Raw genomic sequence first — 22,215 nt, forward strand, 5'->3', positions numbered from 1 at the left:
TTGAGGATCCTCATGCGCACGTCAACGCCACGCCGGCTCCGCCTGCTCGCCGCGGGCTCGGTCACCCTCGCGCTCACGCTCGTCACCACCACGCACCCGGCCGGGGCCGCCCCCAGCCGCGCGCAGATCAACGGCACCGGCTCGTCGTGGAGCGCGAACGCCGTCAACCAGTGGGTCTCGGACGTGCAGACCAACGGCCTGCAGGTCGTCTACACCGGCAACGGCTCGGCCCAGGGCCGCAAGGACTTCGCCAACGGCATCACCGACTTCGCCGTCAGCGACATCGGCTACCAGGGCACCAACAAGCAGACCGGCGAGGACGACACCAACTGTGTCGGCGGTGGCAAGTGCCGCGACTTCGCCTACGAGCCGATCGTCGCCGGCGGGACGTCGTTCCCGTACCAGCTCAAGGTCGGCGGCAAGCTGGTGCGCAACCTGCGGCTCTCGGGCGAGACGCTGGCCAAGATCTTCACCTACAAGATCAGGAACTGGAACGACGCCCAGATCAGCAGGGACAACAACGGCCGGAAGTTCCCGTCGCTGCCCATCATCCCCGTGGTCCACTCCGAGGGGTCCGGCTCGACCGCGCAGTTCACGACCTACCTGGACGCGCAGTACCCCGGCATCTGGCGGCCCTTCTTCGGTCGTTCCGGCTTCACCGAGTTCTATCCGTCACCCAGCGGCGGCCAGGGCATCGCCCAGAGCGGCTCCGACGGCGTCATGAACTTCGTCTCCTCCGCGGCCGCCAACGGCGCCATCGGCTACGACGAGTACTCCTACCCGCTCGCCAAGGCATTTCCGGTGGCGAAGCTGCTCAACAAGGCCGGCTATTACACGCTGCCCGACCAGTACAGCGTCGCCGTGGCCCTCACCCACGCCAACATCAACCGCGACAAGAACTCGCCGAACTACCTGCTGCAGGATCTGCGCCAGGTCTACGTCGCACCGGAGAAGCAGGCCTACCCGATGTCGTCGTACTCCTACTTCCTCATCCCGACCGGCAAGAACGATCCGCGGATGACGACGGCGAAGCGGCAGACGCTCGCCGACTATTTGAACTTCGCGGTCTGCGAGGGACAGAAGGAGATGGGGCCGATCGGCTACTCGCCGCTGCCGCTCAATCTCGTCCAGGCCAGCTTCGAGCAGACCAGAAAGCTCCAGGCCGCTGATCCCAAGGTCGACATCAGCAAGAGCAACGCCACCAAGTGCGACAACCCGACCTTCAACCCGAGGAACCCGAAGGAGAACCGACTCGCGCAGCGCGCCCCGCTGCCGCCGGCCTGCGACAAGCAGGGCGCCGGGCCGTGCAACGACGACGGGACCAGCCCCGCGGTGGGCACCGGCAACAACGACAACGGCGCCGGCGGCGTGCGCAGCAACGGCGGTGGCAGCAACACCCCCGCCGCAGCCGGCGGGACCGCGGGCCGGACCACCGGCGGTGCGGGTGGGACCGCGACCGGCGCTGGTGGCGCCGCGGCGGGTGCCACCGCCGGGGCCAGCGCTGGCGCCACGAAGATCGACCCGGAGACCGGGCAGGCGGTGACGACGGGCACCGGCGCCGGCGGCAGCGGCGGCGGGGGACAGGCCGAACCGGCCGAGCTCGCCTCGTCGCGGCGTGACGGCATGACGGGTCTGCTCGGGCCGCTGGCGCTGCTGCAGGTCATCGTCATCCTGGTGCTGCCGCCCGTGCTCTACCTCTTCGTGCTCCGCCGCCGCCGGGAGACCTCGGCATGAACCGCCCACGTGCCGCCTCCCGCGGCCGCACCGTCCCGCGCATCGTGACCGTTGCGGCACTGGTCGCCCTCGTCGCCCCGCTCGGCACCACGCCGGTGACCGCGCAGCCACCCGCTCCCCGTTCCGCCGCCGCCCGGGCCGCGGTCGCCACGGCCGCCGTCGCCCCCTCCGACAGTGCCGTCACGCGCGAGAAGAGCGTCTCTCGCATCAATCTGGTCGACGGCAAGGACGTCTCGGTCGAGAAGCGGGAGGTCACCGTCTCCGTCGGCGACACCGCACAGCTGCGTGATCGCGACGCCGTCACCGTCAGCTGGCGCAACGCGCACCCCACCGGGGGCATCGTCGTCGACAAGAACGACGGCCCGACGGCGTCACAGCAGGAGTACCCGGTCGTGGTGATGCAGTGCCGGGGCGTCGACTCGACCTCCGTCCCGGCAGCGCAGCAGATCAGCCCGGAGACCTGCTGGACGCAGACGCCGGGTGAGCGGTTCCAGTACTCGCAGACCGGCACCGTCTTCCCGCCGTACCGCCTCGACCGGTACGCCACCACCACTGACCGGGCGATCACGGTGAACCAGCCGAGCCCGCTTCCCGCCGGCTGCTCGCCGCTCACCGCCTCGCGCTGGGTCCCCTTCGTCGCGGCCGACGGCACGCGCTACGACGGCGGTTCCCGAGGCTGCGCGGGGATGGCGCCCGAGGCTGCCGACTCGTCGGACTCGCTGCAGCCGGCGAGCACGACCTACGGCGTCGCCGACAAGAACGGCGACGGCAGCACGAAGTTCGTCATGCAGACCGCGGAGTCCAACGCCTCCCTGGGCTGCAGCGACACTGTGAAGTGCTCGCTGGTGGTGATCCCGATCATGGGGCTGAGCTGCGACGTCGCGGGGACCGCGAGCGGACCTGACCTCGGCATGGCGCCGGGTACGCGTCCGCCGGCAGCCCTGCAGCCGCGGCTGCAGAGTGAGTGCGGCCAGACCGGTCACTTCGACCCGGAGGAGCTCAACCCGGGTGCCAGCGAGACGCCGGATCTCGCGGTGACCGGTCAGCTCTGGTGGAGTGCCTCCAACTGGCGCAACCGCATCTCGATCCCGCTGCGCTTCGCGCCGTCGGCGGCGGCCTGCGACACCTCGGGCAACGCGACCTCGGTTTACGCCTACGGCTCCGAGGCCATGCTGCAGGCGACCCTGCAGTGGGCGCCGCACTTCTGCCTCGACCCGAAGCTGTACACGCTGCGTCACGTCCAGACGAGCGAGCCGCAGGCGAAGAACCTGCTCGACACCGGCTCCATCCAGGCGGCGATCCAGGCGGCACCGCCCGCGGTAGCGTTCCGAAAACCGGTGGTCCAGGCTCCGGCCGCAGTCTCCGGCTTCGCCGTTGTCGCCACCATCGACGGCGCGGACGGCCAGCCGGTCGAGGTCAGACTGAATGCGCGGTTGCTCGCCAAACTGCTCAGCGAGTCCTACCGCAGCTGCGCCACCTGCCTCGACTTCACGACGAAAGAGGCGCGCTACTCCGGATTTGCGCGGATGCGCAACAACCCCATCGACATGTCGCGCGACCCGGAGTTCCAGGCACTCAACCCGGGCATCCCGGAGACCAACTACCTGCAGGCGGCCTCGACCCTCGAGGTGATGTCCAGCGACTCGGACCTCATGACCGCGCTCACCGGGTACCTCGACGCCGACCCGGAGGCGCGCGAATTCCTCAACGGCTACCCCGACCCGTGGGGCATGACGGTGAACGAGGCCTACCGGGGCATCCAGCTCCCCGTCCCGAGCTGGCCGCTGCTCGACACGCACCTGGCCACGCTGCCGACCGGTGCCAATCTCTGCCTGACCCAGAACCCGGTGCCGTGGCTGCCACTGGTGGCCTCGCCGGTGTCGAACCCGGCCACGGTGGCACTGCACATGCAGTTCGACATCTCGAACTCGCAGACGACCTGCAAGGACAACGGCCAGCTGACCCAGCGGCTGACGGCCATCGGCCGGCAGAACGCCGGGCAGCGGTTCCTGCTCGGGCTGGTGTCGTTGGCCGACGCCCAGCGCTACCAGCTGAACACGGCGGCGCTGCAGACCACCCGAACCGGTGACGGCGACGGCCAGTTCGACACCGGCGAGGGCCGCCGCTTCGTCGCCCCCACCGACGCCGCGCTGCTGGCGGCGGGCAGGCTGCTCCGGCCGGACGACGCCATGGGTACCTGGCCCGTCTCGTACCCGGCACTGCGGCGCAGCGCGACCGCCTATCCGGGGACGGTGCTGATGTCGATCGACGTCCCGACGAAGGGTCTCTCGCGGGCCGAGGCCGGCCGGTACGGGCAGCTGCTGCGCTTCGTCGCCGGCCGTGGCCAGCTCCGTGGCAACGGTGCCGGTGACCTGCCGCCGGGTTACCTGCCGCTCACCGGCGCACTGGCCCCGCTGGCGGACTACACCGCCACCGCGGCCCGCGCCGTGGCCGAGCAGAGCGGCACCGTGCCGTACGTGAGCGGCAAGGCGGGGGGCGGCAAGCCGAGCAAGGGTGCCGGTCAGCCACCGACCCGCGCGCCGCGCGTCACGCCGGTCCGCGACGTGCCGGGGACCTCCGGTGCGGCGCCGGTCGCGGTCGCGCCGGGCTCCCCGGCCAGCCAGCCGACGACACCGACGTCATCGGCTGCGGCGACCAGCTCGGCGCCGGCGTCCTCGGCACCGGTCACCCAGCCGAACGCGGCACCGGTGGGCAGGACGACCGCACTCGACGCCGGCGTCGCCGGCAAGCTCCTGCCGATCCTGCTGGTGCTGGCACTGCTGTCCCTCGGCGTCGCCGTCTACTCCGGCGGCATCGGACGAAGGGCCTTCCGGCGATGACGCTGCTCGACCGGCCGAGACGGCGGCCCACCCTGCCCCGTCCGCAGCTTCAGGACTTCGCGCCCGCGCCGCGCTCGACCACCGGCGCGGCCGTCGCCTGGACCGCCGCCGCACTGGCCTTCCTCATCGGCTGGGTGGTGGTCTACGGCCTCTGGCTCTCCGCCTTCACCCACGACCACGACCAGGACGTGCTCTACGCGCAGTTCCGGCAGCAGGTCGCCGAGGCCACCGCCCCGCTCGGCGGCGCGATCGAGCCGGGGGCGCCGGTCGGCGTGATGTCGATGCCGTCGGCCGGGATCCGGGACGAGGTGATCGTGGAGGGGACGGCCGCCGACCAGCTCACCAGCGGTCCCGGTCACCGGCGTGACACCCCGCTGCCCGGTCAGGCCGGCGTCAGCCTCGTCTACGGCCGCTCGACGCTCTTCGGCGGTCCCTTCGGCGGCCTCGCCCACGCGCGGGCCGGCGACACCCTCACCGTCCGCACGGGGGAGGGCCTGGCCAAGTACGTCGTCGACGACGTCCGCCGTCAGGGCGACCCGTTTCCGGCCACCCTCGCCGCGGGCGCGGGTCGGCTCACCCTGGTGACGGCCGAGGACTCGGCGCTGACGACCGGGCGCACCGTCTACGTCGACGCGTCGCTGGCGAGCACGCCCTTCGGGACGCCGTCGGGGCGTCCGGCCGCGGTGCCGGCGTACGAGACGGCCATGCAGACCGACTCCTCGGCACTCTTCCCGCTGGTGCTCTGGCTGGCGCTGCTGCTCGGCGGGGTCGTGGCCGGGGTCTGGGCGCAGACCCGCTGGGGTCGGCGACAGACCTGGCTCGTCGCGGTACCGGTGGTCCTGGCCGCGCTCTGGGGCGCCAGCGAGACCGCCGTGCAGCTGCTGCCCAACCTGATGTAGGGGGAATGTCCGTCTCGGGACGTTCAGCGCAGCGGGTTCATCCCCTGTTACCGGACGGGACCTGAGAGCGAGGGGTGAGGCCATGAGGCTGAGCGCGCACAGCACCCACCTCGAAAGGACTGCCTCATGACCGGAAGGTCGATCAAGGTCGGCTTCGGCATCGCGGCGGCCGTGGCCGCCACGATGCTCGTCACGCCGACCGCGGCGCACGCGGACTACGCGCCGACCCCGAACGACGTCGTCGGCGTCGGCTCGGACACCCTGCAGCAGCTGGTGGACTTCGCCGCCGACGGCGACTACACCGGTAACCCGGGTTACAACCAGAACGTCCGCAACAAGTTCATCTCCGTCGACGCGACTGCCGACGCCAACAGCCGGCTCGCCTACGGCACCGGCGGTCTGGGCGGCACGAACGCCTGTGCGCCGGGCTCGGGCACCACCCAGGGCACCGGCAACCAGAACAGTGCCCACACCGACACGCCCTGCACACTGAACCCCACCGTGGTGCTTCGTGCCGGGCTCAGCCCGACGCAGCGGCCCAACGGCTCGGGTGCCGGATACAACCTGCTCAAGGCCGACACCAACCGCACCACCGGCAAGAGCATCAGCAACCTCGTCGACTTCTCCCGCGCCTCGTCCAAGCGCACCCCGGACGGCACGCTCTACGACAGCGTCACGGTCGCCTCCGACCCGCTGCAGATGCTCTCGTCGACCACGACCAACGCGCCGGCGTCGCTGACCAAGGACCAGCTCACCGGCATCTACAACTGCACCCTGACGACATGGGACCAGGTCGGCGGCACGGGCACCGGCACCATCAAGCCGCTCATCCCGCAGCCCGGCTCGGGCACGCGTGACTACTTCCTCGGTCAGATCGGCAACCCCACGCTGGGCAGCTGCGTCACCAACGTCGAGGAGAACGACCCCGAGGCCATCGACGGCTCCGGCAACTCGGCCAACGCCATCGAGCCGATGTCGGTCGGTCGTCTCAACCTGTTCCTCGGCAAGGACTCCACCGGCGCCCAGGTGAGCCCGTCGGGTTACTTCAAGGACCCCAGCTGCCCGCTGCCGTCCGGGCTGTCGACGACGCCGGCGGCCTGCACCGGCTCGACCTCGACGCTCGCCCCGAACGTCAAGCTCATCGGCGGCTTCGCGCCGGTGCGTGACCTGTACCTGTACTTCCGTCACGCCGACATCGCCAGCACCAAGAAATTCCAGCCCGGCTCGAACCTCAACTGGGTGCGGACGATGTTCTACAACCCGTGCCCGACGCCGGGCTCGTCGTCCTGCGTCGTCGACCCGACGACGGGTGCCGAGTACGGCCCCGGCGGTGCGCCGTGGTTCGCCTCGGGTGCTGCGCAGGCAGCCATCTCGGCGGCCGGTGTCACCCCGAAGTACGTCTACAACCAGGGCGCCTGAGCCCGCACGGGCGGGGGCCCACACGTACGACGCGGGGCGGGTGTCGCCACACCCGCCCCGCGTGATCCGCAGTCACTTCACCAACCCGGAAAGGTCACGAAGCTCGTGAAGCTTAGCAACAGGAAGATCGCCGGAGCCCTGGCTCTCGCGATCACAGGCGGGGGCCTGTTCCTCGGGACGACGTCGGCGCTGGCCGCGTCGACGCCGCCCTGGGAGCCCGACGCCAACAGCGACGGTTACGGCGCCATCAACTTCTACGACGCCAACGGCAAGCAGGTCACCGGCGGCAGCAACCTCAACCACCTCTTCGACTACGCGGTCGCGGCCACGGCCTCGCAGCGGGCCACCACCAAGGCGACGCTGCTCTTCGGCTTCCCCGACCACAACAAGGCCGACACCACCGAGTGGTACACGGTCACCGCGGCCGGCCCGACCACCTTCCCGTTGGCGAGCGCGCCCGGCGCGGTCGCCGCGGCCAATGGCAAGCCGACGGTCAAGGTCGCGGCGAACGAGGCCAACCTCAAGGCGGCGGCCGGTGGCGCCGTGCTGGACACCACCGCCGGGTACAAGGACCTCATCCAGGTGCGACTCAAGGACTCCGGCCAGGGACTGCCCAGCGAGAGCTCCTTCTGGGCCACCGACATCGCGTTCGACTCGTCGGCAGGTACCTGGAGCCAGGTCTACCCGAAGGTCGCCACGTCGACCTCCACCGCCGTCACCGCGACGCCCAACCCGGTCACCGCCGGCAGCAGCGTCACGCTCAGCGCGACCGTCACCGGCGGCGGGGCGGGCACCGTCCAGTTCAGCGACGGCAGCACGCAGCTCAACGGCCCGGTCACCGTCAGCAACGGCACGGCCTCGACGACGACGTCGTCGCTGAGCGCCGGCTCGCACACGATCACCGCCACGTACACGCCGTCCTCGGCGGCCGACTACGCTGCCTCCAGCGGCACGACCACGCTCGTGGTCAACCCGCCGGCGACCCCGACCACCACCACGCTCGCCGTCAGTGGCGACTACACCACCGCGGGCAGCGCGGCGACGCTGACGGCGAACGTCACCGGCCCCGGCAGCACGCCGAACGGCTCGGGGACGGTGGCCTTCTACGACAACGGTGCCGCCTCGCCCATCGCCGGCACGGTCACCTCGCCCAGCGCCGGCACCTACGTGCTGAGCGTGGCCAACGGCTTTGCCGCCGGTGCCCACTCGGTCGTCGCGAAGTTCAGCCCGACCGACGTCACCAGCTTCGAGGCGTCGCAGTCGGCGGCGCAGGCCTTCACCACGGCACCGGCCCAGGGCTCGCCCTGCGCCCAGCCGGGTGCGCAGTGCACCGACCCGCAGCCGATCCAGGCCACCGTGCCCGTCGGCACGCTGGTGATCGACACGCCGTACACCGCCGCCAGCCCGCTCGACCTCGGCACCCTGGCGCTGGCGTCGGACTCCAGCAAGTTCTCCGGGACGGCCACCTTCAACGACATCAAGGTGACCGACACCCGGGCGGGCAACCTGCCGTGGACGGCGCAGGCACTCTCCAGCGCGCTCAGCAACGGCAAGGGGCACAGCAACAGCACCATCAACGCGCAGAACGTGGGCCTCACCGGCCTGCAGGTCACCAAGGGCACCGGCTTCACCGGCGCGGTGACCACGCTGGACAACGCGGTGCCGACCAACCCGGTCGCCCCCGCCGACACCGGCAGCGCGGGCCTGGGCGGCTCCGCGGCGCACACTATCGCCACGGCCGACAAGGGCCAGGGCACGGTGACGCTCAAGGGCACGCTCACGGTCGTCGCGCCGTCCTCGACCGAGGCGGGGCTCTTCACCGGAACGATCACCTTCACCGTCGGCTGACCAGCCGGCATCTCGCAGGGCCGAACGACAGCGGACGTTCGGCGGGGCAGCAGCTGCTGTCCCGCCGGACGTCCGTCCGTTGTTAACGATCCGTTCCCGGCCCGTACCCGGCCGGCGACTTGGCTTCCGGGCATGACGACGAGCACTCTGCGCGGACGCCTGGCGGCGACCGCGCTGGTCGCCGGGTTGGTGGCCGGGTTGGGGCTCCCCGCGACGGTCGCCGCGCCGGCCACGGCTGCCGAACCGGCAGCGATCGTGCCGGTGGCGAGCCCGACACCGGCCGCGCGCCAGAACGCCAGCTTCGGCATCGGGCCCTCCGACGGCCGCGGCATCGACGGCCGCTCCGCGCTGACCTTCCTCGCCTCGCCGGGGTCCACCCTGGTCGACCGCATCGCCGTGGTGAACCTGTCGTCGCGGCGCACCACGCTGGCCCTCTACGCCGCGGACGCGGCGGCCAACGCCGACGGCAGCATCGGCTACCAGCCGCGTTCGGTCAAGGCGACGGATGCGGCGCGCTGGATCCGGCTCCGCACTCCGAGCAATGCCACGACCATCACCCTCGCGCCGCGACAGACGCGGGTGGTGCCGCTGCAGATCAGCGTGCCGTCCTCGGCCGCCCCCGGTGACCACGTCGCCGGTGTCATCGCCGGACTCACCGCGAAGGTCCGCAACCGCAGCGGGCAGCTGATCGACTTCGAGCAGCGGGTCGCGCTGCGGGCGTCGTTCCGGATCAGCGGCACCCTGCGACCGCAGCTCTCGGTCAGCGACCTCTCGGCCTCCTACGCCGGCCGGATCGCTCCCTTCGCCGCCGGATCGGCGCACGTCAGCTACACCGTCCGCAACACCGGCAACGTCGCCCTCGGCGCCCGGCAGCGGGTGACGGTGAGCGGTCTGTTCGGCGAGGACGGCGCTCGCGCCGCGGACGTGCCGCTGCTGCTGCCCGGTGGTGCGGCGAAGGTCGAGGTCACCGTCCCGGACGTGCTGCCGCAGCTGCGGCTCACCGCGCGCGTCTCGCTCTACCCGCTCGTGGTGAAGGGGACCGCGGACCCCGGCCTGCCCGGTGCCTTCTCCTCGACGACCGGCTTCTGGGCGGTGCCGTGGTCGCTGCTCGTGGTGCTCCTCCTCCTCGTTGTCGCCGCCGCCGGGGCCGTGGTGCTGCGCCGCCACCATCGGCGCGCCGACACCGCGCGGCACCGGCCGCGCCCCGGGAATTCTCCCGCCCTCTCACCCACCGGAGTCCCGTCATGAGCTCGCGCCGTCTCGTCCCCGCCCTGCTGTCGCTGGCCGCCTCGGCCGCGGTCGCCCTGACCGGGCCCGTCGCCGCCTCGGCGGCACCGCCGGTGAGCGATCCGAATGCCTCGGGGTACCTCGGCTTCTGCGACCGCAGTGGTCACCAGGTCCGGGGCGGCGCGCTGGCCGGCACCCCGTTCGCCTGGAAGACGGTCTCCTCGGTCCCGGCACCGGCGGGCTACCAGCGAGGCAAGGCGTCCATCGTGGGCTTCCAGCCGCGGCCGCAGGTCGACCCCTACGACTGGTCGGGCAAGCCCTTGACGGCCGCCTCGACCTTCTCCAACCCCCGGCACCCGATGGCCGCGGCCACCGCCATCGACTCCTCCTTCGGCGACTTCACCGGGACCTACACCCCGCAGGTGCAGGGGCTCATCCAGCTGCGGATGATCTTCACCGGCGTCGGGCTACCGCAGTACAGCGGCAGCTACCCGGCGCTGCTGGTGAAGATCACCGGGTCGCGGTGGCAGCAGGTGGGCGGGGGACCGGTGGACTGCACGTCGGGTTCGGCGCGCTCGGTGGAGCTGGACTCGCTGCCGGCGGCACGGCTCGAGGTGAACCACGCGCGGCCGGCGCCGGAGTCGGCACGGCAGCTGCGGGCGCAGCGCAGCAGCTCTCGCGGCAGCGCCGCGGCCGGCTCCGCGAGCGCCGGGCGGAGTGCAACGCCGGACGTCTCGGCGACGACCGGCCCGGCGGCCGTGGACGGTGCCCGCCCGGTCGCCGCCGAGCGCGCGCACGGCGCGGCCGACGGGGCCGTCTGGCCGTGGCTCGTCGCGGCCGGCCTCGTGCTGGTGCTGGCCGCCGGTGCGGTCGTCGTGCGCCGGCGCGCCATCTGAGCATGCCCGCGCGGTGTCACGCGAATTCGCGCAAAAGCTGTCACTGACCGCGCGCAAAGGCCCAGATGTCGTCGGCCAGCCGCTCCGGGGTCTCGATCTGGGGCAGATGGCCGGCGTCCTCGATGAGGTCATACCGAGCCGCGGGGATGGCTCGGCTGTAGGCCAGGCCGTGGCTCGGGGCGACGATGCGGTCGGCGGCCCCCCAGACGACGAGGGTCGGCAGAGTGATGGCCGGCAGGCGGTCGAGCAGGGTGGGGTCGGTCATCGTCCGTCCGCCGTAGGCGAGCAGGGACGCACGGTTGCCGGCCATCAGTTCCCGAGCGGCGGCGGGCAGTGCGGTGAGGTCGGTGCGGAAGCGGTCGGGGTCGTGGTAGCTCAGCTCGGTGACCTCGTCCATGGCCAGGCTGAAGAAGTCGACGATGGGGTCGGTGTCGCTGGTCAGCCCCACGGCGTCGACGATGACGACGCTGCTGATGCGGGAGCTCGTCGACATCGCCATCTCGGCCGCCGCCCAGCCGCCGAGGGAATTGCCGATCACGGTGACGTCGACGAGGTCGAGCTCGTCGAGCAAGCCGAGGTAGAGCGCGGCGAGGTCGGCGACCGACGCGAGGGCGTCCGGGCGGTCGGTGCCGCCGAAGCCGGGGTGGATCGGGGTCAGCACCCGCGCGGGGCGGGTGTCGGCGAGCACGTCGGCGAACGCAGCCACCGACTGCGGTCCGGCGCCGCCGTGCAGCAGCAGGAACGGATGTCCGGCGCCTTGCTCGAGGACGGTCACCGGGACGGGGCCGGTGGTGGGGGTGCTGACGGTGTGTTCGGCGGTGGTGCTCATGGCTGGTCCTTCTTTCTGTCAGGTCGTGACTGGCGCGGGTCGCAGGGCGAGGGGGCTGCGTCAGATACGACCCTAAATAAACATGTTGATATAAACAAGTTGAGACAACCGCTACCGAGACGTAGGTTGGCCTCATGGCCCGTTCCGTGCAGGACGTCGCGCTGTCGATCAAGCGCGCCCAGATCCGTCACCACCGCGCTCTCGAGGGCGCTCTGGCGCCACTCGGCCTCACCCTCGTGCAGTGGGACGCCCTGCGTCACCTGGACCGCAACCCCGACTCGTCACTGCACGATCTGGCCCGGCTGATCTTCCAGAGCGACCAGGCCTTCGGCACGCTGGCGACACGGATGATCGATCGTGGCCTGGTCGAGCGCGGTGCCGGTCCCGGTCGTGCCGTCCGGCTGCGGATGACGGCGAAGGGAGCTGACCTGCTGACCAAGGGAGCTGCTGTCGTCGACGGCGTCCTCGTGAATTCCTTCGCGGCCCTGTCCCCGCGCCAGCTCGATCAGCTCGGAGGGTTGTTGGAGCAGCTGCTCGGTACCGACGGCTGAGGATCACGACGGAATGTCAGACCGCAGGTCAGGCCGGCTGCCGACCTGATGGCCGGGGCCAGCTAGTTCATCCCTCGTTAGCACGACGGCGTGGCCCGCGTCGGCGACAGCGGCGAGCGTGGTCGCCATCAGCACGTCCGTACTCCCTCGGCTCAGTGAAGGACCCGCCCCGACATGACGTACCGCCTCGTGGCCCGGCTCGTGCCGGCTGCCCTCGTCCTGGCGGGGTTGTCGTTCGCGACCCCCGCCGCCGCCGCGACGACTCCGGCCTGGGAGCCGGATGCCAACTCGCACGGGTCGCTGTCGTTCTACGACACCACCGGCAAGCAGGTCACCGGCGGCAACGACCTCAGCCACCTCTTCGACTACGCCGCGGCCGCCACCGCGACCGATCGCGCCACGACCAAGGCGACGCTCTACTTCGCCTTCCCGAACTCGAAGCAGCCCGACACCAGCGAATGGTTCAGCTCGGCCCGCTCGACGGCGGCCACCTTCCCCAAGTCATCCAACCCCGCGCCGCTGAACAGCTTCGGGCAGCGTCCCGTCGCCTTCGCCAACGCCGCCGAGGCCAACCTCAAGGCGCTACTGGGCAGCGTGGAGACCGACGGCACCGCCGGCTACGCGAACACGGTGCAGGTCCGTGTCTACGACACCGGCCCGGGTGTCGGTGCGGAGACCTCCTTCTGGTCGACCGACATCAGCTACGACGCCACCGCCGGTACCTGGAGCCAGCTCTATCCCGCCGTGGTGAGCAGCGCGACCTCGGTGTCGCTGGCCGCCTCGCCCGCCGGCGCTCAGGTCACCGGCTCGGCCGTGACCTTCACCGCCACGGTGAGCCCCGCCGACGCCGCGGGCAGTGTCCAGTTCGCCGACGGCGGCACCGCGCTGGGTTCGCCGGTCGCCGTCTCCGGCGGCACGGCGCAGTACACCACCTCGGCGCTGGCCAAGGGCTCGCACAGCATCACCGCCCAGTTCGTGCCGACCTCCGGTGATCTCGCGGGGTCGGTCTCCGATGCGCAGAGCTACGTCGTCGCCGACCTCCCCGGCGCCCCGAGCGCCGTCGCCGCGACAGCGGGCAACCAGTCGGCCACCGTCACCTGGACCGCCCCCGCCAGCGACGGCGGATCGGCCATCACCTCCTACCAGGTGCAGTCCTCGACCGACGGCGCCACCTGGACCGCGGCCGCGAGCACCTCGGGGTCGGCCCGCAGCGCGACGGTGTCGCGACTGGTCAACGGCACCGGCTATCGCTTCCGGGTCCTCGCCGGCACGGCAGTAGGGACCGGCGCCGCCAGCGACCCGTCGCAGACGGTCACGCCGGTCGCGGACGGCGCCGTCGTGACGATCAGCGGTCTGCCCGGCAGCGCGAAGTACGGCACGGTCGCCACGGTCACCGCCACGCTGAGCAACGCGCGGACCAAGGCCACCCTCGGCAACCAGCCACTCACCCTTTTCCGCCGCTCGCTGCCGGGTTCGTCGTTCGCCGCGGTGGCCAAGGCGACCACGTCGAGCAAGGGTGCTGTCTCGGCGCGGGTGACGCTCACCGGCAACGCGCAGTTCCAGTGGCGCTACGCCGGTTCGGCCGCGGTCAAGGCCGCCACCAGCGCGGTGCGCTCGGTCTCGGTGAGCCGTGTGGTCGCGGCCGCGGTCACGCCCACCAGCGTGAAGCACGGGGCGAAGGCGGTGGTCCGGGTGTACGGCACCGTCACCGCCGGCGCCAAGGGCCAGCGGGTCACCGTCCAGCAGCTCAACGGCCGCTCGTGGCGGACCGTCGGCACCCCGGCGTTGGCCACGCAGAAGCTGCCGAACCGCCGGACCACGCTCGGCTACGTCTTCACCCGCACCCTGAGCAGGGTGGGGAGCTACAGCTTCCGCGTGCTCGCGGCGGCGACCAGCACCCTGGCAGCCGGCACCTCGGCGACGGTGACGGCGCGCGCCCGCTGAGGCGCAGCCCCGTCCGGAGCGAGACGTCATGACGCGGCGGTGGCTGGTGACCGCCCTCGGTTCGGTGGCCTTCTCGGCCACCGCCGTGGGCGCCACCGCCGCCGTCGCGGTCTCGTCCCCGACACCGGTCTCGGGTGGTCAGCCGGCTGTCGCCGTCGGCGGCGGCTTCGCGCCGGGCGCGGCCGTGGAGCTGCGCCTGCCCGACCGACCGCCGGCACCAGCCGGGCGTGCCGACCGCCGTGGCGTCGTCCGCGTCACCGTCGTCGCGCCGCGCACGCCGGGGAGCTATCGGGTGGTGCTCGTCGGTCCTGCCCCCGACGGCGGTCGCGTCGTGGCGCGACCCCTCGTGGTGCGGCTGCCCCGGGTGGTCAGCATCGACTTCGCCGTGCTGCCGCCGCCGACCGTCCTCCCCGAGGCGAGCGTGCCGCCCGGGCGGGTCTCCGGAGCGCCGGCTGCGACGGGGACGGCGACCGGCGGCACGGCGAGCACCGGCGTCGACACCTCGACCCTGATCGGGATCGGTCTGGCCGGCCTCGTCGGCGGCGCCGTCCTCACGGCGTGGGCGCGCCGCCGGGCCCGCCCCGGCCACGGCTGACGGGCGGGCTCAGCGGGTCGGCTCAGCGGGTCGGCTCAGTGGCGGGCGTGTTGTCGAGCAGCTGTGCGGTGACGGCGTCGACGGCCACCCGGTGGAAGGCGCGCGCGTGCCGGAGCATGGCGTGCTTGCCGCCCACGATCTCGGTGAAGGAGACCGCGGTGGTCCGGGCCAGCCGGTCGGCGACCAGGCGCGATCGCTGGATGCTCGCGATCCGGTCCGCGGTGCCGTGTGCGATGACGACCGCATGCCCGGCGGCATCCACGGCGGCGTCCTGATCGAGGACGTAGGGGTTGAGCGCCACGGCACAGCGGATCGCAGCCCGTCCCGCACCCCGCAGTGCGGCGCGGCCCCCGAGCGAGTGCCCCACCGTCACCACCGGGACGTCGTCGTCGAACCGGGCCGCCACCTCGCCGAGGGCCCAGTCCAGGTCGTCGACCGGCGTGTGCGAGACGTCCCAGCCGCGCGCGGAGTTCAGCAGCCGGAAGACGGCGAGCCGACCCCGCCCAGTCCGGGCCAGGCGCCGCGCGATCGGGATCATCCGCAGCACCGACAGCTGGGTGGGGCTGACACGCATCCGGTCTCGACGGGCGCCGCCGCCGTGGAGCACGAGCACCACACCGGCCGGGGGGCTGTCGGCGGAGAAGCGATGGCGGCCGACGGGCAGCAGGCGTGACTGGACGTCCATGCCGGTTCGCATACCCGGCGGGTCGGTTGCGTTCTCCGGCGAGTGACTGTTTACCCGCTCGTCGCCGGGGTAGCTCGGCAGGCATGAGCAGACACACCGATCCTGCCGGCGTGCCGGAGTCGCCCCGCGACATCCCGGAGCCGGGCTGGAAGGCCACGATCAAGCGGGCCGTCGGCCAGTTCAAGCACGACGACGTCACCGACCGGGCAGCCGCCCTCACCTACTTCGGCGTGCTGGCGCTCTTCCCGGGCCTGCTGGTCCTGGTCTCGGTGCTGGGGCTGCTCGGGCGCGACACCACGAATTCGCTGCTGAAGAACATCGACAGCCTCGCCCCGAGCTCGGTGGGTGACTTCCTGCGGACGATCATCGAGCAGGTGCAGGGCAAGGCCGGCACCGCGAGCCTCGCCGCCATCATCGGTCTGCTGGTCGCGCTCTGGTCGGCCTCGGGCTACATCGCCGCCTTCATGCGGGCCACGAACTCGATCTACGAGGTGGACGAGGGGCGCCCCATCTGGCGCACGGCCCCGCTGCGATTGGCGCTGACCCTGGCGATGGTGGTGCTGCTCGTGATCAGTGCCGTCCTCGTGGTGGTCACCGGGCCGATCGCGGAGAAGGTGGGCGGCGCGCTCGGCGTCGGGGACGCCGGCGTGCTCGCGTGGGACATCGCCAAGTGGCCCATCCTGCTCGTCATCGTCAGCGTCATGTTCAGCCTGCTCTACTGGGCCTCGCCCAACGTCAAGCAGCCGGGCTTCCGCTGGGTGAGCCTCGGCGGCGTCGTCGCCGTCGTCACCTGGCTGATCGTCTCGGGCCTCTTCGCGCTGTACGTGTCGTTCTCGGGGTCGTACAACAAGACCTACGGCTCGCTGGCCACGGTGATCGTCTTCCTGGTGTGGCTGTGGCTCACCAACATCGCCATCCTGCTCGGCGCCGAGATCAATGCCGAGACGCAGCGGCAGCGAGTCATCCAGGCCGGGCTGCCGCCGGAGACCGAACCCTTCGCCGAGCTGCGGTCGACGAAGAAGCTCGACGACAGCGAGCGCGAGCGGGTCGAGGAGGCCGCCCGGGTGCGGGAGCAGACCCTGCGGGAGTGAGCCGACTCTGGGATGCTGCCGGGTGTGAGCCGGCGCAGCCCCTTCGGTAACGCGCTGCTCGGAGCTGCCGACCAGTCGCCCCGGCAGCTCCGGGTCCGGGTGCAGCTGCTGCTCACGGCCATGCTCGTCACGACTCAGCTGGCCGGTGCCGCGGTGACCGGTGCGCTGGCCGCCTTCGTACTCCCGACCGAGCCGTTGACCGGCGCGTTCCGGACGGCGCTGGCCATCACCGCGCCCACCTTCCTCGCCCTCGCTCTGGCGGGCGGGATTACCTGGAACACGCGGGTGGCGCTGAAGGCCACGCGCTGGCTCCTCGACGAGCGGGAACCGGGCGAGCGCGAGCGACGGCGGACGCTGCGGCTGCCCTGGACCCTCGCCGCGAGCCACGCCGTCACGTGGGTCGTCGGCCTGGTCGTCTTCGACACGCTGGCCGTGGTGCTGCAGCCCTCCTGGCTGCTCGGCATCAGTGGCGCCACCGTCATCGGCGGGACGGTGGTCAGCGGGCTCACCTACCTGCTCGGCGAGTTCGCGCTGCGCCCGGTGGCGGCCCGCGCGCTCGCCGGCCCACCGCTGCGGCGCCGCGGGGTCGTCGGCGTCGGGGCCCGGCAACTGCTCTTCTGGACCATCGGCACCGGCGGACCGGTCGTCGGTCTGGTGCTCGCCGGGATCGTCGCGCTCGCCTCGGACGAGATCTCCAAGCAGCGTCTGGCCGTCATCGTGCTCTCGGTCTCCGGCACCGCGCTCGTCTTCGGCCTGCTGGTGACCTGGCTCAACTCCCGCTCGGTGGTGGCGCCGGTGACGACGGTGCGGCGGGCCCTCGAGCGGGTCCGGCGCGGGGATCTCGACGCCGAGGTCACCGTCTTCGACGGCAGCGAGCTGGGCCGGCTGCAGGCGGGGTTCAACGACATGGTGGCGGGGCTGCGCGAGCGGGAGGAGATCCGCGACATGTTCGGCCGACACGTCGGGCGTGAGGTGGCAGCCGCTGCGACGTCCCACCGCGGTCGGCTGGGTGGCGAGACCCGGACGGTGACGGTGCTCTTCGTCGACCTCGCCGGCTCCACCTCGTTCGCGCAGCACCATGATCCGCACTACGTGGTGGCGACCCTCAACCGCTACTTCGCCATCGTCGTCGAGGAGGTCGGCCGGGAGCACGGGCTGGTCAACAAGTTCATGGGGGACGCGGCGCTGGCGATCTTCGGCGCGCCCGGCGAGCTCGCCGACCACCCCGGTGCCGGGCTGCGAGCCGCGCGGGCGATCGCGGCCCGGCTCGCCGTCGAGGTGGCGGAGATCGACGCCGGGATCGGTGTCGCGACGGGGGAGGCGGTGGCCGGCAACATCGGCGGTGCCGACCGCTTCGAGTACACCGTCATCGGCGACGCCGTGAACAGCGCAGCCCGGCTCTGCGACCAGGCCAAGCAGGTGCCGGGTCGGGTCCTCACGACGACGGAGTCACTGACGGCGGTGGCCGCCGACGAGGCGGGCCACTGGCAGGAGGACCGCGTCCTGCTGCTGCGCGGCCGCGACGCCACGACGAGGACGGTGCGGCTGCGTGATCAGCCCGACAGCGTCGAGGTGACCGTCGGCAGGCCTTCCGGCACGCCCTGATCCAGCAGCCGACGGATCGCGGCGGTGTCGAGATGGTCGGCCACCAGATCGGCGAGGACGTCGAAGCGCCGTTGCCGCACCGCGGCGAAGTTCACGTCCGCCGCGCCGACGAAGTCCCGCCCGGTCGTCTGCGCGAGATCGCGCAGGAAGCGGCGGCGGAACTCGTCGTTGTCGAAGATGCCGTGCCAGGTGGTGCCGCGGACGGACTCCCGGCGGCAGCCGTCGAGGAAGGGCAGCCGGTCGTCGTCGACGGTGACGAGGCCGTGATGGATCTCGTAGCCGGTGACCTCGGCGCCGAGCGCGCTGCCGTGGGACCAGCGCAGGGTCTTCGCGGTCTCGAAGCGGACGTCGCAGGGGAGAAGGCCGAGCCCCGCCACCCGTCCGGCCCGGCTCTCCACGCTGTCGTCGATGGTGCGGGCCAGCATCTGGTACCCGCCGCAGATGCCCAGCACCGGACCACCGGCGGCGGCCCGATCGACGATCGCGGTGGCGAGGCCGGCGGAGCGGAGCCAGGCCAGGTCGTCGACGGTGGCCCGGGTGCCGGGGAGCACGACGAGGTCGGCGTCGGCCAGCTGCTCGGGCTCGGTGGCCAGCGTGACCGCGACGCCCGGCTCGGCGGCGAGCGGGTCCAGGTCGGTGACGTTGGAGAGCCGGGGGAAGCGAATCGCCGCGATCCGCAGCGTCTGGGTGCCGAGCGGCGGCAGCACGGCCCGGGGCCGCGAGTCGAGGTCCAGCGAGTCCTCGGCGTCGAGCCAGAGATCGCGCTGCCACGGCAGCACGCCGAAGGTGGGACGGCCGGTAAGCGCCTGCAGCTGCGCCAGGCCGGGGTCGAGCAGCCGCTGGTCGCCGCGGAACTTGTTGATCACGAAGCCCGCGATGTGCCGCTGGTCGTCGGGGTCCAGGACGGCGAGCGTCCCGAAGAGGGCGGCGAAGACGCCACCGCGGTCGATGTCGCCCACCACGATCACCGGCAGGTCCGCGGCGCGGGCCAGCCCCATGTTGGTGATGTCGCGCTCGCGCAGGTTGATCTCGGCCGGGCTGCCGGCGCCCTCGCAGATGACGACGTCGTATTTTGCGCGAAGCTGCGCCAACGAGTCGGCGACGGCGTCGCGCAGCGTGGTCTTGAAGCGGTGGTAGTCCATGGCGCCGACATCGCCGATCGGCCGGCCCAGCAGCACCACTTGCGAGCGGGTCTCGCTGCCGGGCTTCAGCAGCACCGGATTCATGATCGCCTCGGGCTCGATGCCGCAGGCCGCCGCCTGCATCGCCTGCGCCCGCCCGATCTCGGCGCCGTCGCGAGTCACCGCGGAGTTGAGGGCCATGTTCTGCGCCTTGAACGGCGCCACCGACACCCCCTCGCGCGCCAGCCACCGGCACAGCCCGGCGGTGACGACGCTCTTGCCCGCGTCCGAGGTCGTCCCCGCGACGAGCAGTGCGCCGCTCATGCCGCGCTCCGGCGCGTGGCAGCGGCGGCGGCGAGCAGGGTCGCGGCGACGGTGACGGCGCGGAGCAGGCGGGCCGTGCGGGTGATGTCGGCCGGCCCGGGGGAGCGGCCGTCGCCGAGGACGGGGCGGTCGTCCACCGTGCCGGCGTAGACATTGCGACCGCCGAGCCGCAGCCCCAGCGCACCGGCGAAGGCGGCCTCGCTGACGCCGCTGTTGGGGCTGGGGTGGCGCCGGCCGTCCCGTCGTGCGGTGGCGACGGCGCCGCGCGGGGAGCCCCCGACGACGGGGCTGGTCGCGGCGACCAGGACGGCGGTGAGCCGGGCCGGGAGCAGGTTGGCGACATCGTCCAGCCGGGCCGAGGCCCAGCCGAAGTTCCGGTACCGCGGCGAGCGGTGTCCCACCATCGCGTCCAGGGTGTTGACGGCGCGGTAGCCGAGCAGGCCGGGCGTCCCTGCCAGCGCGCCCCAGACCAGCGGTGCGACGACGGCGTCGCAGGCATTCTCGGCCAGCGACTCGACCACCGCGCGGCTCACCCCGGCCTCGTCCAGGACGGAGGTGTCACGGCCGACGAGGTGGGTGAGCCGCTGCCGGGCGGCGGGCAGGTCACCGGCGGCGAGCAGATCCCGCACGGCCAGCCCCTCGGCGGCCAGCGAACGTCCCCCCAGCACGCTCCAGCTGGCGGCGGCGACGACCAGGGTGCGGCGGGGCAGCAGCCGGCCGAGTGCGACCGTGGCGCCGACGGTGAGCGTGGTGAAGAGGACGCCGCGGCCTCGGCTGTCGGCGTGGAGACGCTGCTCCAGCGCCCCGGCGGCGCGGCCGAAGGCGGCGACGGGGTGACCGCGCCGCGGGTCGCCGACGAGCTGGTCGACGGCGGCGCCGAGCAGCAGCCCGGTCGAGAGGCTCATCGGGTCCGTCCCGTCTCGTGGCGCAGCCGCACTCCGTCGAGCAGCAGCCGGGCGGCCAGGCAGGCGCCGACCCCCTCCCCGGCGCGGAGCCGGAGCGCCAACAGCGGCTCGAGCCCCAGCTCGGTGAGCACCAGCCCGTGGCCGCGCTCACGGCTGCGTTGACCCGCGACCAGCGCGGCGCGGCAGGCCGGGTCCAGGCGGACGGCCAGCAGCGCGGCCACCGAGGTGGCGAGGCCGTCCAGGACCACCGGTACCCCCGCCGCGGCCGCGCCGAGGGTGACGCCGGCAAGGAGGGCGAACTCGGGGCCGCCGAGCGCGGCGAGTGCCTGACGAGGCTCGGCCGGTGCCCCGCTGCGCCGCAGCGCGCGGGCGACCACCTCCGTCTTGCGGGCGAGCATGGCGCTGTCGGCGCCGGCGCCGAGGCCGACCACACGGCCGGCGTCGTCCGCTGCGATCCCGAGCAGGGCGCAGGTCAGCGCGGCGGCGACGGTGGTGTTGCCGATGCCGACCTCACCGAGGGCGACGAGGCCGTCGCGCGCCGCGAGGGTCCCGAGTTCGCGACCGGTGGTGAGCAGCGCGGTCACGTCCGCGGCCGCGAGCGCGTCGGCCGTCACCAGGTCGCCCTGTTGCTGGTGCGGTCGGTCCCGCCGGACGAGCAGGCGCAGGCCGGCGGTCCGTGCGGCGACGGCGGCCAGCGACTCGCCGGCCTCGCTCGCGGCGAGGACGTCGGCAGTCACCGAGGGCGGGTAGGCCGAGACGCCCAGTGCCGCCACCGGATGGTCGGCCGCGGCGAGGACGAGCGTGCCGGAGCGGGGCGGCGATCCCGGCAGCGCGAGGACGCGGTCGAGGGTCACGTCGAGCAGCCCGAGCGAGCCGGGGGCGGCGAGCAGGTCGTCGCCGCCGTCACGGGCGCCGACGACCGCGGCCGGCGGTGGCGCCAGATGCGACGGTGGGGGTGCGGCGTCGGCCTCGGGCCAGCGCTCGGCGAAGACGACCTCGGCCAGCGGCGCGCGTCGGGACCAGCCGCGGCGTTCCAGCCCCGGCGCCGGCGGCCGCTCGTCCGGCCAGCCCAGGCAGAGCCAGCCGAGGGTCTCGACGCCCTCGGGCAGGTGCAGCAGCCCGGCCAGGTCGGCCGGGCGGAAGAGCGTCACCCAGCCCAGGCCGAGGCCGGCCCCGCGCGCGGTGAGCCACATGTTCTGGATCGCGCAGGCGCAGCTCCACAGATCGCTGTCCGGGAAGGTGGCGCGGCCGAGGACGCCGCCGGCCTCGGCGCGGCGGTCGCAGGCGACGACGATGCCGACGGGTGCTTCGCGAATGCCCTCCAGCTGCAGGTCCAGCAGGCCGGCGCGGCGCTCCGGGGTGAGCCCCTCTGCCTGTCGCAGCCGCTCGGTGTCGGCCAGCGCCGCGGCGCGGTCGCGGGTCGCCTGCTCACGGACGACCACAAAGCGCCAGGGCTGCGAGTGCCCGACCGACGGGGCGCGATGACCGGCCTCGAGGACGGCCGTGAGCAGCTCGCCGGGGACGTCGTCCGGACGGAAGCGGCGGATGTCGCGGCGAGCCGCGATGACCTCGTCCAGGCTCGCGCCGGGCATGGCCCAGCCGGTGGGGTCGCCGGCGCGTTCGGCGGCCGAGGTGGGGTCGCCGACGGTCGGCACGGGGCGGGGCCACGCCGCTCGCGGCGGATGCGGAATGCTCATCGGTC

17 protein-coding genes are annotated in these 22,215 nt (G+C 72.9%); 12 read left to right on the forward strand and 5 right to left on the reverse strand.

Features of this window, described 5'->3' with window-relative positions; translation table 11 throughout:
* Window positions 1–12 precede the first annotated feature (12 nt).
* The 7 genes from AC0NZQ_RS07750 to AC0NZQ_RS07780 all read left to right on the forward strand — a co-directional run bounded on the left by AC0NZQ_RS07750 (window position 13) and on the right by AC0NZQ_RS07780 (window position 10,863).
* Window positions 13–1,734 (forward strand): substrate-binding domain-containing protein, encoded by a 1,722-nt coding sequence (locus tag AC0NZQ_RS07750; protein ID WP_474529118.1) that lies wholly within the window; start codon window positions 13–15, stop codon window positions 1,732–1,734.
* Window positions 1,731–4,574 (forward strand): hypothetical protein, encoded by a 2,844-nt coding sequence (locus AC0NZQ_RS07755; protein WP_474529119.1) that lies wholly within the window; start codon window positions 1,731–1,733, stop codon window positions 4,572–4,574. The genes AC0NZQ_RS07750 and AC0NZQ_RS07755 overlap by 4 nt, the downstream gene beginning before the upstream one ends.
* Window positions 4,571–5,473, forward strand: coding sequence for a sortase (locus tag AC0NZQ_RS07760; protein ID WP_474529120.1), 903 nt, complete (start codon window positions 4,571–4,573; stop codon window positions 5,471–5,473). Before AC0NZQ_RS07755 ends, AC0NZQ_RS07760 begins: the two co-directional genes overlap by 4 nt.
* 126 nt (window positions 5,474–5,599) lie before the next feature.
* Window positions 5,600–6,892: a substrate-binding domain-containing protein gene (locus AC0NZQ_RS07765; protein WP_474529121.1), complete on the forward strand. Its 1,293-nt coding sequence runs from the start codon at window positions 5,600–5,602 to the stop codon at window positions 6,890–6,892.
* Between the two features lie 105 nt (window positions 6,893–6,997).
* Window positions 6,998–8,740 carry an Ig-like domain-containing protein gene (locus tag AC0NZQ_RS07770; RefSeq protein ID WP_474529122.1) on the forward strand — a complete coding sequence of 581 codons (1,743 nt, stop codon included), beginning with the start codon at window positions 6,998–7,000 and terminating at the stop codon, window positions 8,738–8,740.
* A 132-nt stretch (window positions 8,741–8,872) separates the two neighbouring features.
* Window positions 8,873–9,988 carry a hypothetical protein gene (locus tag AC0NZQ_RS07775; protein ID WP_474529123.1) on the forward strand — a complete coding sequence of 372 codons (1,116 nt, stop codon included), beginning with the start codon at window positions 8,873–8,875 and terminating at the stop codon, window positions 9,986–9,988.
* A complete protein-coding gene (locus AC0NZQ_RS07780; RefSeq protein WP_474529125.1) occupies window positions 9,985–10,863 on the forward strand; it encodes a hypothetical protein in 879 nt (292 codons plus the stop codon). The genes AC0NZQ_RS07775 and AC0NZQ_RS07780 overlap by 4 nt, the downstream gene beginning before the upstream one ends.
* Before the next feature lie 40 nt (window positions 10,864–10,903).
* Here AC0NZQ_RS07780 and AC0NZQ_RS07785 read toward each other — a convergent pair whose 3' ends face one another.
* Window positions 10,904–11,692: an alpha/beta fold hydrolase gene (locus AC0NZQ_RS07785; RefSeq protein ID WP_474529126.1), complete on the reverse strand. Its 789-nt coding sequence runs from the start codon at window positions 11,690–11,692 to the stop codon at window positions 10,904–10,906.
* Between the two features lie 134 nt (window positions 11,693–11,826).
* On the opposite strand from AC0NZQ_RS07785, the gene AC0NZQ_RS07790 reads away from it, so the two are divergent.
* The 3 genes from AC0NZQ_RS07790 to AC0NZQ_RS07800 all read left to right on the forward strand — a co-directional run bounded on the left by AC0NZQ_RS07790 (window position 11,827) and on the right by AC0NZQ_RS07800 (window position 14,782).
* Complete coding sequence (locus AC0NZQ_RS07790; protein ID WP_474529127.1) at window positions 11,827–12,243, forward strand: MarR family winged helix-turn-helix transcriptional regulator; 417 nt, start codon at window positions 11,827–11,829, stop codon at window positions 12,241–12,243.
* A gap of 174 nt (window positions 12,244–12,417) precedes the next feature.
* On the forward strand, window positions 12,418–14,187 hold the full coding sequence (locus AC0NZQ_RS07795; RefSeq protein ID WP_474529128.1) for an Ig-like domain repeat protein: 1,770 nt from the start codon (window positions 12,418–12,420) through the stop codon (window positions 14,185–14,187).
* Window positions 14,188–14,215: 28 nt separating this feature from the next.
* Entirely contained in the window at window positions 14,216–14,782 is a 567-nt protein-coding gene (locus AC0NZQ_RS07800; protein ID WP_474529130.1) for a hypothetical protein, read from the forward strand.
* Between the two features lie 22 nt (window positions 14,783–14,804).
* Here the strand turns inward: AC0NZQ_RS07800 and AC0NZQ_RS07805 are convergent, their stop codons facing one another.
* Complete coding sequence (locus tag AC0NZQ_RS07805; protein ID WP_474529131.1) at window positions 14,805–15,467, reverse strand: alpha/beta fold hydrolase; 663 nt, start codon at window positions 15,465–15,467, stop codon at window positions 14,805–14,807.
* Between the two features lie 83 nt (window positions 15,468–15,550).
* On the opposite strand from AC0NZQ_RS07805, the gene AC0NZQ_RS07810 reads away from it, so the two are divergent.
* Together AC0NZQ_RS07810 and AC0NZQ_RS07815 are read left to right on the forward strand one after the other, a co-directional pair.
* Entirely contained in the window at window positions 15,551–16,558 is a 1,008-nt protein-coding gene (locus AC0NZQ_RS07810) for a YihY/virulence factor BrkB family protein (RefSeq protein ID WP_474529132.1), read from the forward strand.
* A gap of 24 nt (window positions 16,559–16,582) precedes the next feature.
* The gene (locus tag AC0NZQ_RS07815) at window positions 16,583–18,163 is read left to right on the forward strand and encodes an adenylate/guanylate cyclase domain-containing protein (protein WP_474529133.1); all 1,581 of its coding nucleotides are present in this window, start codon (window positions 16,583–16,585) and stop codon (window positions 18,161–18,163) included.
* Here the strand turns inward: AC0NZQ_RS07815 and AC0NZQ_RS07820 are convergent.
* The 3 genes from AC0NZQ_RS07820 to bluB are packed head-to-tail and all read right to left on the reverse strand — an operon-like array spanning window position 18,112 to window position 22,210.
* The gene (locus tag AC0NZQ_RS07820) at window positions 18,112–19,608 is read right to left on the reverse strand and encodes a cobyric acid synthase (protein ID WP_474529134.1); all 1,497 of its coding nucleotides are present in this window, start codon (window positions 19,606–19,608) and stop codon (window positions 18,112–18,114) included. The two genes, AC0NZQ_RS07815 and AC0NZQ_RS07820, sit on opposite strands and share 52 nt — an antisense overlap.
* A complete protein-coding gene (locus AC0NZQ_RS07825) occupies window positions 19,605–20,513 on the reverse strand; it encodes a cobalamin biosynthesis protein (protein WP_474529135.1) in 909 nt (302 codons plus the stop codon). The genes AC0NZQ_RS07820 and AC0NZQ_RS07825 overlap by 4 nt, the downstream gene beginning before the upstream one ends.
* Window positions 20,510–22,210, reverse strand: coding sequence for a 5,6-dimethylbenzimidazole synthase (gene bluB, locus AC0NZQ_RS07830; protein ID WP_474529137.1), 1,701 nt, complete (start codon window positions 22,208–22,210; stop codon window positions 20,510–20,512). The genes AC0NZQ_RS07825 and bluB overlap by 4 nt, the downstream gene beginning before the upstream one ends.
* Window positions 22,211–22,215 lie beyond the last annotated feature (5 nt).

Source organism: Jatrophihabitans sp. sgz311053, from assembly GCF_056135305.1.